The sequence below is a fragment of the Streptomyces sp. NBC_00637 genome (genome assembly GCF_045161545.1).
GTDB lineage: Bacteria > Actinomycetota > Actinomycetes > Streptomycetales > Streptomycetaceae > Streptomyces.
Map to the genome: position 1 here is coordinate 576,799 of NZ_CP109046.1, position 12,514 is coordinate 589,312.

Genomic DNA, 12,514 nt, shown 5'->3' on the forward strand with positions numbered 1-12,514 from the left:
CCACTCACGAGCCCGGACGGCCTCCCTCGGCCGGAGTGGACGCCAGCGAGAAATAGTTCTCCTCCTCCTGGGTGAAGTGCAGCCGCAGGACGGTGTTCAGCCCGTAGAGGCAGGAGCGGAGGTCGTCGAGTTGGTCGGGAGCCAGGCCTCCGGCGGTGCGGGCGAGAGCCAGGTGGGTTGCGACCCGCCGGGCGAGACGCGCGATCTCCGTGTGGGCGCGGCTCATGGTGGCGGTGGCCTCGGACCCGCCGAGCGTGGGGGCGAGAGCCGGATACAGCTCGTGCTCTTCCGCGTCCTCGTGCGGCAGCAGGCGCTCGGTGAGCAGCTTGTACGCCTCCTCCACCGCCGCGAGCGCCTCGGGGCCGGGGCTGTCGGAGACGCGGTCCGCCGCGTCGCGCACCTCGTCGAGGACGTTCTGGAGGTCGTGCCGCACGACGGGAGCGGACTCCGCGCCCGCCTCCTGGGCCAGCCGCACGATGCCGGCGTAGGTGCTGTCCCGCTCGGTGGCGGTGGCGCGGAGCTCGAAGGCGGTGCCGGCGTTCAGCACGCCGCTGCGCACGGTCTCCCCTCGCGACCGCTCGGTCTGGAGAGGCTCGCCGGTGAGGGCGGATTCGTCGAGGGCGACGCTCGCGCTCTCCACCCTGCCGTCGACGGGGACCACTTCCCCGGGGGCCACGACGAGCAGGTCGCCGACGCGGACCTCGGCCGACGGCACCACCTGAACACCGGTGGCCGTACGCAGGCGCGCGGAGCGCGGGGCACGCTCCAGCAGAGCGCGCAGGTCGCGGGAGGCACGTCGTTGCGCGGCGGATTCGAGGGCGCGGCCGGTGGCGAGCATCAACGCGATCAGGGCGCCGGCCAGGTACTCCTGGACGGCCAGGGTGCCGCCCAGGGCGAGCACGGCGACGAGGTCGACCCGGACGTCGCCCCGCCGCAGCGCCGCGAACACCCACAAGGCGGCCGGGACGACGGCGGCCACCGTCCCCAGAGCCCAGAACAGATCCGCGAGGGAACCCGCCCCGACGGTCCAGGCCACACCGCCTGCCGCGAGAGCCACCGTCGTGACGGCCGGCAGCGTGGCTTCGTGGTGCACGTGCACGATCTTCAGCGTCAGCCGCCGCAACCGTGCCGCAAGGGTGGTGACGCGGTCCATGGCACTCCTCGGTCCGTCCGGCGTGACGACCTTCGCTTTCCGCCCCTCCCACCATCAGACCGCGCGTCCGGCATGCGCGGCAGGGGACGGACGGCCCGGTTGACCAGGGCCGTCCGGCCGTCGTCCACCCGTCATCCGGCCCGGCCGACACTGCGGGGAAACCCCGGCCGTGAGAAACGCCGTCGGCCCGTCACCGGGTGTCCCGCTCCTCGGGGATCACCGCGACGGGGCAGCCCGCGTGCCGGAGGGCCGCTCGGCCGACCGTGGGCGGCAGGGCGGCAGTCCAGCCGCTCCGGCACCGCGCGCCGATCACGACGAGCTGGGCGAACCCGCTCGCCTCGATGACCGCCCGGCGCGTCCCGCCCCGGACCCGGGGGTGGCGCACGGTGATGTCGGGGTACCGCTCCCGCAACGCGGCCAGCGGATCACGGGGCCGGTCCTGGACGCGCCCGCTGCGCAGCGCGGAGCCGTCCAGCACCAGCACGTCCGTCTCGCGGGCCGCCGCCTCACCGAAGGCGAACTCGGCCGCGTGCCGGCGGAGATGCCCGTCGTCGCAGGCGAGCACCACGGGCCCGGTCGGGTCCGGACCGCCGCGGACCATCAGCACCGGAGAACCTCCGCAGCGGGCCAACCGCGCGGCGACCGAGCCGCGTCGTCCGCCGCCGGACCGGCCCGCGGGTCGGCTACCGACAACGGTGAGCGACGCGCCGTGGGATTCGGTCTCCAGCACCGCCGCGGGTTCACCCATGAGGACCGTGTGCGTGACGCGCAGGCCTGGTGCGACGCGGCGAGCCCGTCGCCCGGCCTCCGCCAGCGCACGGTTCGCCGCGTCGTGTCCCCGGGTCCCGCCCGGATCCCACGGAGCGACACCGGGCGTCACCGAGGCGGAAGGCCACGCGCAGGCGTAGGCCAGCCGGAGCTCCGCCCCCCTACGGTCGGCCTCCCGTGCGGCGGCCTCAACGGCGACCATGCTCGTCGTCGAGCCGTCCACTCCCACCAGTACGGGGCCGCTCATGACGGCTCCCCCCTTCGCCTCGGGCATCCGGCGACCGGGGGACTGCTGCTCCCCGGTCGCGACGGCGGTCAGCCCTGTGCTGCCGCCTCGCTCCACGGTGTCCGCGCACGGCACACGCGGACAGGGGCCGATCGGTCCCTCAGGCACCCCGTCCGGCCCGAGGGCCGAGGTGACGGAGGACCCGGGTCCGGCGCGACAGCGGGTTGGCGAACGCGGACCGGCGACCCCGCCCGCGAAAAGCGCTGGAGGCACGGAACGCCTCGCTCGGGAATCCTCGGGAACCGCCGCCCGGCGCCCTCTCGGTCTCCCCCGATGCTCCGGTGGGCCCTTCGGCCCCGCGCGGCCGTTTCAGTCGTGCGGGACCGACACGACCGGCGGGCGCACGTGGTGGAACAGCGCATGGGCCACAGGACCGGTGTGCATGCCGACCGCGGTACGCCGCCGGCGACGGCCCACCACCAGCAGTCCGGCCCCGCCCGCCGCGTGGACCAGGACGTGGGCGGCGCGGCCCTCGTGCAGGTTCTCGCGGACGACGACGCCGGGGTACTTCTCCTGCCAGGGTTCGAGCAGCTCGGTGAGTTGGCGCTCCGTCGCCGTCCGGATCCGCGTGCGCTCCTCGACGCCCGGGAGGCCCTTGACGAGCGGTACGTGCCAGGCGTGCAGGACGCGCAGCGGCGTCTTGCGGAGTTCGGCCGCGTGGAACGCGAAGTCGAGGACGTCGTCGCACGGCCGGCCGGTCTCGACGGCGACCGCGACGTCACGGAAGGGAGTGGCGGCCGACGCTCTGCGCGAGCCGTCGGGAAGGTGTTCGTCCTCCACCGTCTCGCCCGCACGGACGAGTACCACGGGCCGGTCTGCGTGGGCGACGACGGTCGGAGCGACCGACCCCGACAGAAATCCGCCAACGCCGCTCGTCCCCTGGTTCCCGATGACCAGCAGCTCCGCGCTCTCCGCCTCGGCAAGGAGCGCGGGAGCTGGCTGCATACGTACCTGCTCGGCCGCTGTATACAGCCGCGGGTACCGTGCGTTCAGCAGGTCGAGGGCTCCGCGCAGCACCCTTCGCGCGTGGTACTGCGGTGCCCGGATCTCGGGCAGGCCCGCGTCGCCGTCGTCGTCGGGCAGGCCCTCCCAGGCGTGCACCAGGCGGAGCGGCAGATCGCGGCGAAGGGCTTCCCGGGCCGCCCAGTCGGCCGCGGCGAGGCTTTCCCTCGAACCGTCCAGACCGGCCACGACTGGCCTTGTCATGACCTTCACCTCCTTGTCCGGGGACGGGAGCTAGAGATGGGGAACGACGGCGACGGGGCAGCCGACGTGGTGGATGGCGGCATGGGTGACGGGTCCGGTGCGGGGGCCGACCGGGCCTTCGGCGAGGCGGTGGCCGACGACGAGGAGACCCGCCCCGGTGGAGGCCCGCACGAGTGCGGTCGTGGGCCGGTCGTCCACCACCGTCTCCAGAACCTCCACGTCGGGGTACTTGTCGCGCCACACCTGGAGCACGGCCTTGAGGAACCCCAGCCACTCCTCGCCCTGCCAGGTTTCCCCGACCAGTCCGATGTCGCCGGTGCCCAGGCCCACGGGCGGGGCCGTGTGCCAGGCGTGCACGGCCCGCAGGCGTGCGTGCCGGAGCCGGGCCGCCTCGAACGCGAACTCGATGACCTCGTCACAGGCCTCGTCGAGGTCGACGGCGAGCACGACGTCCCGGTAGCCCGAGTCCGTCGAGCCGCCCCCGTCGGCCGCGGGCAGGTGCTCGTCGGCCGCCTCCTCGTCCGCCCGGACGAGGACGACGGGACAGGTTGCCTTCGCGACCACGCCGAGCGCCACGGAACCCACGAGGAATCCCGTGAAGCCGCTCAGCCCGCGGGAGCCCAGCACCATCAGCTCGGCCTCGTCCGCTGCCTTCAGCAGGGCGGCCGTGGCCGGGCCTTCCGTCTGCTCGTCGCTCAGGGGGACGCCGGGGCACTCGGCTCGAGCGCGCAGTTCCGCCTGGTGCAGCGAACGCCGGGCCAGATGGCGCTGGGCAGCACCCGCGATCTCGCCTTCTTGCCGACGAGGGTGCCAGTCCCAGGCGTGGACCAGGTGCAGCGGCCGGTTCCGCCGCTCGGCCTCGCGGGCCGCCCACGCAGCGGCTGCAAGGCTCTCGGCGGAGCCGTCGATCCCTGCGACAACGGGCGAAAGCATGTCGGCACCTCCAGCGCTCGGTCTGTCGTCCGGTACCAGCCTCCCTCCGTGGCCGGTCCGGGGGCAGAGGCTGCCAGGTCCCCTCCGGGGGCCGTCCGGCCCCTGCCAGTGGCCCCCGGTTTCAGTCCGGAAGGAGCAGGTGGCATGTCTCGCCCGGTTGCACGCTGACCGACCGGTCCGGCAGCCGGATGTCGATCGGAGAGCGGTCGGACGGCGGCACCGCCACCTCCAGTCCGCCGCGCTCCAGCCGCAGCCGCACACCCCAGTGCCCCTGGTAGCGGAGGGAGAATCCGTAGGACGACAGCTCCGGCAGCGGCACCGGGTCGAGCCGGAGCGCCCCCTCGCGGGTCTCCAGCCCGGTCAGTCCTCGCTGGACGAGATCCAGAGTGCCGGCCATGGCTCCCAGGTGGACGCCCTCGCCCGTGGTGCCGCCCTGGAGGTCGGCGATGTCGCCGCGCAGGGCCTCCTGGCAGTACGCCCATGCCTCGGCACGGCGCGCGCGGGCCAGCACCCAGCCGTGCACCAGCCCGCTGAGCGTCGAGCCGTGGCTCGTGCGCAGCAGATAGTGATCGACCGTCCGCTGCCAGGTGTCGTCCTCCAGCCGGTGGCCCAACCGCTCGAAGAGACCGCGGAGTTCGGCGGGCGAGAAGAGGAAGCCGAGCATCAGGACGTCGGCCTGTTTGGACGCCTTGTAGCGGTTGACGGTGTCACCCTCGGCCTCCAGGATCCGGTCCAGGCGCCGGATGTCGCCGTACCGTCGGCGGTAGTTCTCCCAGTCGAGTTCGGCGAGGTCGCCGTAGCCCTCGAACTGGCTCACAACGCCGTCGTGGAAGGGCACGTGGAGCGTGCGGGAGACGTCCTCCCACTGTTCGAGCTCGCCGTCGTCCAGGCCGGTGCGCTCGGCGAGTTCGCGCCGCCGCGGTTCGGGCAGGATCCGCAGGACCTCCAGGGCACGGGCGAGCACCCAGGCGGCAGTGACGTTGGTGTACGCGTTGTCGTCGAGACCGGGCTGCCGTGCGTCGGGATAGGCGTCGTGGTACTCGTCGGGACCCATCACGCCCCGGATGCGGTGTCGCCCGAGCTGCTCGTCCCAGGTGGCCGAGTCCGCCCAGAAGCGGGCGATCTCCAGGAGCATCTCGGCGCCCTTGGTGTGCAGGAACTCGGCGTCGCCGCTGGCCTCGCAGTACCGCCACACGTTGTACGCGACCGCCGATCCGACGTGCCGCTGGAGCCGTGAGTGGTCCGGCAGCCAGCGCCCCGACCGCGGGTTGAGGTGCAGTTGCTGGGTCTCCTCGCGTCCGTCGCTGCCGCTCTGCCACGGGTACAGCGCGCCGCGGCGGCCGATCGCACGGGCCGCGGCGCACGCGCGGTCGAGGCGGCGGTGCCGGTAGCGGAGCAGCGCGCGGGAGACCTCCGGGAAGTGCAGGTCCAGGTACGGCAGCACGAACAGCTCGTCCCAGAAGACATGGCCGCGGTACGCCTCGCCGTGCAGCCCGCGGGCCGGTACGCCGGCGTCCAGATCCGCCGTGTGCGGGGAGAGGGTCTGCAGCACATGGAAGAGGTGCAGCCGCAGAATGTCGCCGGCCTCACCGGGGACGTCCAGTTCGGCGCGCCGCCACAGCTGGTCCCAGGCCGTCAGGTGCCCTTCGAGGAGTTCGTCGAAGGGGGGCGCGGCGCCGACGCGGTCGATCGCGGCGTCCAGCGGGTCGCTGATCGCGGGGTCGCGCGAGGTGTGCAGGGCGACGGTCTTGTCGACGGTGACGGTCCGGCCGGGTTTCAGACGCAGACGGACCCGCTGGCCGACGCGTGATTCCTCGTGCCGGTCGGTGACCGGCACGTCGGCTGTCAGCCGGGCCGCCATGCCGACACGGACGTCGGACGTGCGGGTACGGCAGCGCAGCCACACCGTGTCGGGCTCGACGGACCCGGTGTGCAGCCGGGTGAGGTGCCGGCCGTCCAGGTCCCGGTAGCGGGCGACCCCGGAGTTGGTGACGCCGCCGTCCAGCGCCGCCTCCACTTCGAGGTCGCCGGTGAATCCCTCGGCTGTGAACTCGGTTCGCAGGGCGGCCAGATGGGGGTCGGCCATGTGCACGAGGCGCTGCTGCCGCACCGCCAGCGACCTTCCCTCGCCGAGCGCGAACCGCGTGCGGCGCTCCAGCAGGCCCGAGGCCAGGTGCAGCACCTGCCGGTGCTCCAGCACCTCGGCCGTGTCAGGAGTGAGCCAATGCTGACCGGTGAGGCGGAACCGCAGGGGCAGCCAGTTCGGGAGGTTGACCATGTCCTCGTTCTCGACGCGGCGCCCCGCCACCTCCGTGGTGAGCCGGTCGTAGCAGCCCGCCACGTAGGTGCCGGGGTAGTGCACGCCGTCCGCGGTGCACTCCGGTAGCGCTCCGCGGGTCGCGAAGCAGCCGTTGCCGAGCGTGCACAAGGACTCCCGCAGGCTCTCCTGCGACGGGTCGTAGCCGTGGTACTCCCACGTCCAGCCGGTCACCGCCGTGCTCCCGCGCCGAGCAGCTCTCCGAGATCGTCTACGACGGTCTCGGCCCCGTGCCGCAGGAGCCTGTCGCGCGTCGCCGGACCGGCGGTGCGGTCCACGCCGACGACGAGGGCGAAGCCACCGGCGCCTCCCGCTCCGACGCCGGCCAAGGCGTCCTCGACGACGGCGGCGCGCGCGGGCGCGACGCCGAGCCGACGTGCCGCTACGAGGAACAGGTCGGGCCGCGGCTTCCCGGTGAGTGCCAGGCGGGCCGCCTCGCCGCCGTCGACCAGGACCAAGAGGTCCGGCACGCCCGCCCCCGTGAGCAGCTCGCGGGCGTACCTGGACGCGGAGGCGGCGGCCACGGGCACCCCCGCCGCCCGCAGCGCGCGGACCAGCCGCACGGTGCCCGGAAAGGCCTCGACGCCGTCGCGGATCCGCTCGGTGACCCGTCGCTCCTTGTCCTCCGCCACCGCACGCACGGTCTCCGTCCCCGGTGCGGGGCCGCCTGCGGCCAGGAAGGCGGCGGCGCCGTCGAGGCGGAACCTGCCGACGACGTACCGCAGGTGGTCGTCGCCGGAGTCGAAGGGCCGCCGCTGCGCGGGGTCCTCGGGCGGGGACTCGGTCGGAAAGGCGTCGAAGGCCGCCTTCCACGCCGCCGCGTGCACCTTCGCCGAGTCGGTGATCACCGCGTCGGCGTCGCACACGACCGCCTCGACGCCCCGCAGTTCGGGCGCGAGCACCTCTCGGCACGGGGCAGCGGTCATCACTCTCCCTCGGGGCCGGCATCTACCACGGTCACACCGCCTGCGGTACGACCGCCACCGGGCAGTGCGCGTGGTGGAGCAGGGTGTGGTTGACCCGGCCGAGCTGGAGCCCGAGACGGCCGTGTCTGCGCCGGGCCCCGACGATCACCAGGTCGGCGGCTTCCGAGCGTCGCACGAGGACGCTGTGGGCCGGTCCCTCGACCGTGACCGCGCGTACCCGGACACCGGGATGGTCCGCCGCAGCCTCCCGCAGCAGCGCGTCGAGGAGGGCGGAGGCGCGCTCCTCGTGCCTGCGGACCGGTTCGTTCGCGAGTGCGGGGTCGTCGGCGCTCTCGTGAGCCGGGCATCGCCAAGCCCGTACGACGTCCAGGGGGCAGCCGCGCGCCTCGGCCTCGCGGAAGGCGAAGCGCACGGCCTCGGCGCCGGTCGCGGGCTCGCCCGCGCCCAGCAGGATCCGCTTGCGCGCGCCGGCCAGGCATTCCTGGTCACCCCGCACCACAATCACCGGGCAGTGCGCGCGGGCCGCCACGGCCAGGCCGACGGAGCCGAGGAGCATGCCCTTCAGCTCACCACGGCCGCGCGCTCCCGTGACCAGGGCGAAAGCATCGTCACTCGCGTGCAACAGCGCGTCCGCCGCGTCGTCCGGGACGACGTCGGTGGTGATCTTCACCTCCGGGTGCCGGCGTCCGGCGCGCTCGGCCGCGGTGGCGACGAGGTTCTCCGCGAGGACGCGCCCGGCCGGGCGGTCGTGGCCGTGGGACGCGGCCCGCTCGTACCTCTCCCAGCGTGAGGCGTGCACCAGCCGCAGCGCGAGACCGTGCCGGGCTGCCTCGTCCACCGCCCAGTCGGCCGCCGTGAGACTCGCCTCGGATCCGTCGATGCCCGTGACCAGGGGAAGTGTCATGGTTCCCACCGCCTTCCATATCGCACAGGGGGCCATTCCACCGTCGCACCGGTCGGCCGCCTGCACGAGAGGCGGATGGGCCCCGGGTGGGGTCGATCGGCCCATGCGGACCGCGCGGCCATCGCTGGAAGCTGAGGGCGAGGCCCCTCAGCGGGGTGCGTGACCACGGCCACCCACGAAAGCGAGGCTCAACCATGAAGCCCACGAGGACAGGCGCTCTCATGGTCGGCGATGTCGTCACCGCACGGTGCGACACGCCGTTCAAGGAAGTGGTGCGTCTGCTCGAGGAGCACCGCATCAGCGGGCTTCCGGTCATCGACGGCAACCAGAAGGTCATCGGTGTGATCTCCGAGTCCGACCTCGTGCTGTGCCAGGCTCGGCAGCCGGGGTCCACCGGAATCCGGACGCGCTTGTGGCGTCTGCTCGGCAGCCGTGCGGGGCACGCCGCCGCACGGAGCCGTGCCAGGACCGCCGGCGAGATGATGTCGGCCCCCGCTGTCACCACGCGCGCCGACGCCACGGTCACGGAGGCGGCCCGGCTCATGACGGAACACCGTGTCGAGCGACTGCCTGTGGTGGACGAGAAGGGCTCGCTCGTGGGCATCGTCACGCGCGGCAACCTGCTCCGGGTCTTCCTGCGCTCCGACGACGAGATCCGGAGGGACGTGCAGCGGGAAGTCTTCGGCAACACGCTCTGGCTGGCCCCGCACGCCGTCGAGGCGATCGTCCGGGACGGTGTGGTCACCCTCACCGGGCAGCTGGAACGGCGCAGCGAGATCCCCGTCGCCGTCGGTATGACGCGGCGGCTCGACGGCGTCGTGGATGTCGTCGACCACCTCTCCTACCGTCTCGACGACAAGCACCCGCAACCGGCCGGTCTGGCCGTGCACGGTGTCGCCGACGACTGGCTGCGCAAGCTCTGAGCCAGTGCTCCACCGCGCCGGTCACCTCGCACGTTCACAGCGGGGAGAAAGGACATCGGTCATGATCCCCATCCTTCTGATCGCGGCTGCCGTACTGGGCGCCTGTCTGGTGTTCGGCTACAGCTCCTCCGTCGTCGGCTTCGCGCTGATGGCCGTCGGCGCGCTGGGGCTCATCGCCTTCCTGTCGACACCGGGCACGGTCCTGCGCCCCGGCGAGCGGGAGTTCATCGAGGAACGGCACTACTTCGGCAAGAACGACGACCACCGGGAGTTCCGGAAGTGATCGCCGCCGCTCCCCGGCTGTCACGGGCGGCATCTCTCGCCGCGATCGGAACCGGAGCCCTCCGACCCGCCCTGCCATCGGACGCGCGACGCGACGGCAGGGCGGGCCATCGCCGCGCCATGTGAAGTCCCAAAACCCGCCCCGCCCGCTCACTGTCCTCAACCGATTGCTCTGAGGAGGAAGTCATGCAGATCAGCCCGCACGTGGTGAGCGACGTGATGACAGGCGCCGTCGTCGCCGTAGGCCGCGATGCGCCGTTCAAGGACATCGTCCGGCTCATGGAGCGGTGGGAGGTGAGCGCGCTGCCGGTACTGGAGGGTGAAGGCCGGGTGATCGGCGTCGTCTCGGAAGCCGACCTGTTGCCCAAGGAGGAATTCCGGGAAGACGTTCCCGACCGGTTCACCCAGCGGCAGCGTCTGTCCGACCTGGCAAGGGCCGGTGCGCTGACCGCCGAGGAGGCGATGAGCAGTCCGGCGGTCACCGTCCACGGCACCACTACGCTGGCCGAGGCGGCGCGCATCATGGCCAGGCGTCATGTCAAGCGGCTACCCGTCATCGACGGCGAAGGGAAGCTGGAGGGCGTTGTCAGCCGCTCGGATCTGCTCAAGGTGTTTCTGCGTGACGACGAGGAGCTCACCGAGGAGGTGCGTCACGAGGTCGTCGACAGCCTGTTCCCCCTGTCCGCGGACCACATCCGGGTCGAGGTGTCCGAAGGGGTCGTGACCCTCACGGGATGGGTGGACAGCGCGGAGCTCGTAGCGGTGGCCGAACGCCTGGCGAGGGCCGTCGAGGGAATCGTGGACGTCCGCTGCCACCTGGCCGGCGGCAGCGGCGTCCGGTAGCGCGGGGAGCGATCCACGCCTGGTCCTGTCGCCCGCCGGCCGTAGGACGGTGTCCTCCCCGAGTCCGAAGTCCGAAGACTGCCACTCCGCCTCCCCGGCCTCGACTCCCCCTGCCCGAGCCGACTCCGGGGACTGCGAAGACCGCCGTGCGGGGCAGCGGTGTGCGCGACCGACGGAACACCGGCCGCGCACACCTGATGCGGCTCGGCGAGCCCTGTCAGCCGCGCCGCACCTGGATGATCCTGGTCCCCGTCTTCTCCCCCCAGGGACCGGGACCGTGGCACTCCGAGCCGGGTCCCGGAACTCCGCGGACGCCTCCGCCTCCCGGCCCGGATCAGTCGTGCGGCACCACCGCCACCGGCGCGGTCGCATGGTGCAGCACCGCGTGCGCCACCGGGCCGATATGGCTGCCGACCAGCGCGTGGCGACTCTTGCGCCCGACGACTACCAGCGACGCGTCCCGCGAAGCGTGCACCAGGTGGCGGCCCGCGCTGCCGATGACGGCCTGCGCGCGCACCTCCACCTCGGGGAACTTCTCCTTCCACGGGCGCAGGACATCGTTCAGGCCGCGCCGTGTCTCCTCGGCCATGTCGGCGGTGAGCCCGGAATCGACAAAGGCGCCGTAGCCGTAGGCCGTCGCCGGATTCCAGCCGTGGACGACCCTCAGGCCGGTCACGCGCCGGCGGGCGGTCTCGAAGGCGAACTCGACGACGGCGTCGCCCGGTTCCTCCACATCCAGCCCCAGCACCACCTCACGATACGGAGTGGTGTCCGACGCGGCGCCCGCGGCGTCCGGGAGATGCTCGTCCTCGGCGTGCTCACCGGCCCGTACGAGGACGACCGGCCGGTCGGTGCGCGCCAGGACCGCGAGGGCGACGGAGCCGAGCAGGAAACCGGTCACCGTGCCGAGTGCCCGCGAGCCGAGGACCAGCAGTTCGGTGTCCTCAGCGGCGGCCAGCAGGGCCGGGACGGCCTCCGCCTCGGACTGCCGCGTGGTGATCCGCAGACCGGGGTGGCGCTCGGTGAGCCGGGACTGCGCCTCGCGCAGCAGGTGGGCGGACCAGTCGCGCAGCGCTTCGACCGCGCCCGGTGCCGGAACCCCCATGTAGGGGATGTAAAGGGAACCCAGCGGGTCTCCGACGTGCAGGAGACACAGGGGTTCCTCTCGTTGGATCGCTTCGCGAGCAGCCCATTCCGCAGCGGCAAGGCTTTCCGGCGAGCCGTCGAGACCAACGGTGATGGCGGGCATGTGCGGTCCTCCTTCGGGGATGCGACGTCAGTCTCCGAGTCGCGCCCGTGCCGCAGGAGGGGCCAGAGGTCCCGGTCGGGGAGCCGACCGGCCCCCCGGTACGCGGGGCCGCCCGGCCGCGGCCGGGGCGAAGAGGTCGGGGGCGGAACGAGACCCCCTGGTGGTACGGCGGCGTCCGCTCTCTCCCCCCGGGTGGGGCCCGGTCGGCCCTGGCGCGCCATGCGGTCCTGGTGATGTGCTGGACGCGGCGGGAAGGACCCGGCAGAGGCGCGGAGGAGCGGCCGTCGAAAGCCGCGCACCGCGCAATCAGGATCCGCGAGAAGCAGATGGCGTCCTTCCCGCCCGCGTCGGGCCCCGCCGCGCCTATGCGCGGCGGGACCCGACCTGGACGCCCACAACGTGTACCTGTGCGGCCCTCGCGGGTTCACGCAGGACCTGTACGAGGCGCTGCGCGCCGCCCGAGTCCCACACCACCGCATCCATCACGAGTCCTTCGAGCTGTGAGGCCGGCGTGCACACGTTGAGGGAGAACCGTCCGCTGTGCCGCATCGGTCTGGCGAGCGCGACGACCTTCTCCGGGACGGTGCCGCTGCTGTCGCTGAACCCGCGCATGGCCCCGGACGTCGCCGCGCTGGCGCCCGCGCTGCCGCGAGTCGCTCCAGTCGGCACTGGACGCCGCCGTCCGCTGATGCCCGCCCGTCTCCCGCAGCCCCTGCCCTGAGGC

General features: G+C 73.2%; 12 protein-coding genes. 4 read left to right on the plus strand and 8 right to left on the minus strand.

Going from position 1 to position 12,514, the window contains the following annotated elements; genetic code table 11:
• Positions 1-4 precede the first annotated feature (4 nt).
• From OG440_RS02520 to OG440_RS02550, 7 genes are all read right to left on the minus strand, one after another.
• Positions 5-1,153: a heavy metal translocating P-type ATPase gene (locus tag OG440_RS02520; protein WP_406005160.1), complete on the minus strand. Its 1,149-nt coding sequence runs from the start codon at positions 1,151-1,153 to the stop codon at positions 5-7.
• 190 nt (positions 1,154-1,343) lie between these two features.
• Positions 1,344-2,168, minus strand: coding sequence for a universal stress protein (locus tag OG440_RS02525; RefSeq protein WP_406005161.1), 825 nt, complete (start codon positions 2,166-2,168; stop codon positions 1,344-1,346).
• A 348-nt stretch (positions 2,169-2,516) separates the two neighbouring features.
• A complete protein-coding gene (locus tag OG440_RS02530) occupies positions 2,517-3,413 on the minus strand; it encodes a universal stress protein (protein ID WP_406005162.1) in 897 nt (298 codons plus the stop codon).
• A gap of 30 nt (positions 3,414-3,443) precedes the next feature.
• A complete protein-coding gene (locus OG440_RS02535; protein WP_406005163.1) occupies positions 3,444-4,346 on the minus strand; it encodes a universal stress protein in 903 nt (300 codons plus the stop codon).
• Positions 4,347-4,467: 121 nt separating this feature from the next.
• A complete protein-coding gene (locus tag OG440_RS02540; protein ID WP_406005164.1) occupies positions 4,468-6,837 on the minus strand; it encodes a glycoside hydrolase family 65 protein in 2,370 nt (789 codons plus the stop codon).
• Complete coding sequence (locus OG440_RS02545; protein WP_406005165.1) at positions 6,834-7,589, minus strand: HAD-IA family hydrolase; 756 nt, start codon at positions 7,587-7,589, stop codon at positions 6,834-6,836. The genes OG440_RS02540 and OG440_RS02545 overlap by 4 nt, the downstream gene beginning before the upstream one ends.
• A gap of 31 nt (positions 7,590-7,620) precedes the next feature.
• Positions 7,621-8,493, minus strand: a complete 873-nt coding sequence (locus tag OG440_RS02550; protein WP_406005166.1) for a universal stress protein — start codon at positions 8,491-8,493, stop codon at positions 7,621-7,623.
• Positions 8,494-8,687: 194 nt separating this feature from the next.
• On the opposite strand from OG440_RS02550, the gene OG440_RS02555 reads away from it, so the two are divergent.
• From OG440_RS02555 to OG440_RS02565, 3 genes are all read left to right on the plus strand, one after another.
• Complete coding sequence (locus tag OG440_RS02555) at positions 8,688-9,416, plus strand: CBS domain-containing protein (protein WP_406005167.1); 729 nt, start codon at positions 8,688-8,690, stop codon at positions 9,414-9,416.
• 61 nt (positions 9,417-9,477) lie between these two features.
• Positions 9,478-9,699, plus strand: coding sequence for a hypothetical protein (locus tag OG440_RS02560; protein ID WP_406005168.1), 222 nt, complete (start codon positions 9,478-9,480; stop codon positions 9,697-9,699).
• Positions 9,700-9,884: 185 nt separating this feature from the next.
• Entirely contained in the window at positions 9,885-10,541 is a 657-nt protein-coding gene (locus tag OG440_RS02565) for a CBS domain-containing protein (protein WP_406005169.1), read from the plus strand.
• 334 nt (positions 10,542-10,875) lie between these two features.
• On the opposite strand, the gene OG440_RS02570 is transcribed toward OG440_RS02565, so the two are convergent.
• On the minus strand, positions 10,876-11,790 hold the full coding sequence (locus tag OG440_RS02570; RefSeq protein WP_406005170.1) for a universal stress protein: 915 nt from the start codon (positions 11,788-11,790) through the stop codon (positions 10,876-10,878).
• 511 nt (positions 11,791-12,301) lie between these two features.
• Here OG440_RS02570 and OG440_RS02575 point away from each other — a divergent pair.
• On the plus strand, positions 12,302-12,511 hold the full coding sequence (locus OG440_RS02575) for a hypothetical protein (protein WP_406005171.1): 210 nt from the start codon (positions 12,302-12,304) through the stop codon (positions 12,509-12,511).
• The last annotated feature ends 3 nt before the right edge of the window (positions 12,512-12,514 follow it).

Bases quoted from the DNA above. Each gene is read 5' to 3' on its own strand.
- OG440_RS02520 (WP_406005160.1), bottom strand. From the start codon at position 1,153: ATGGACCGCGTCACCACCCTTGCGGCACGGTTGCGGCGGCTGACGCTG.
- OG440_RS02525 (WP_406005161.1), bottom strand. From the start codon at position 2,168: ATGAGCGGCCCCGTACTGGTGGGAGTGGACGGCTCGACGACGAGCATG.
- OG440_RS02530 (WP_406005162.1), bottom strand. From the start codon at position 3,413: ATGACAAGGCCAGTCGTGGCCGGTCTGGACGGTTCGAGGGAAAGCCTC.
- OG440_RS02535 (WP_406005163.1), bottom strand. From the start codon at position 4,346: ATGCTTTCGCCCGTTGTCGCAGGGATCGACGGCTCCGCCGAGAGCCTT.
- OG440_RS02545 (WP_406005165.1), bottom strand. From the start codon at position 7,589: ATGACCGCTGCCCCGTGCCGAGAGGTGCTCGCGCCCGAACTGCGGGGC.
- OG440_RS02550 (WP_406005166.1), bottom strand. From the start codon at position 8,493: ATGACACTTCCCCTGGTCACGGGCATCGACGGATCCGAGGCGAGTCTC.
- OG440_RS02555 (WP_406005167.1), top strand. From the start codon at position 8,688: ATGAAGCCCACGAGGACAGGCGCTCTCATGGTCGGCGATGTCGTCACC.
- OG440_RS02560 (WP_406005168.1), top strand. From the start codon at position 9,478: ATGATCCCCATCCTTCTGATCGCGGCTGCCGTACTGGGCGCCTGTCTG.
- OG440_RS02565 (WP_406005169.1), top strand. From the start codon at position 9,885: ATGCAGATCAGCCCGCACGTGGTGAGCGACGTGATGACAGGCGCCGTC.
- OG440_RS02570 (WP_406005170.1), bottom strand. From the start codon at position 11,790: ATGCCCGCCATCACCGTTGGTCTCGACGGCTCGCCGGAAAGCCTTGCC.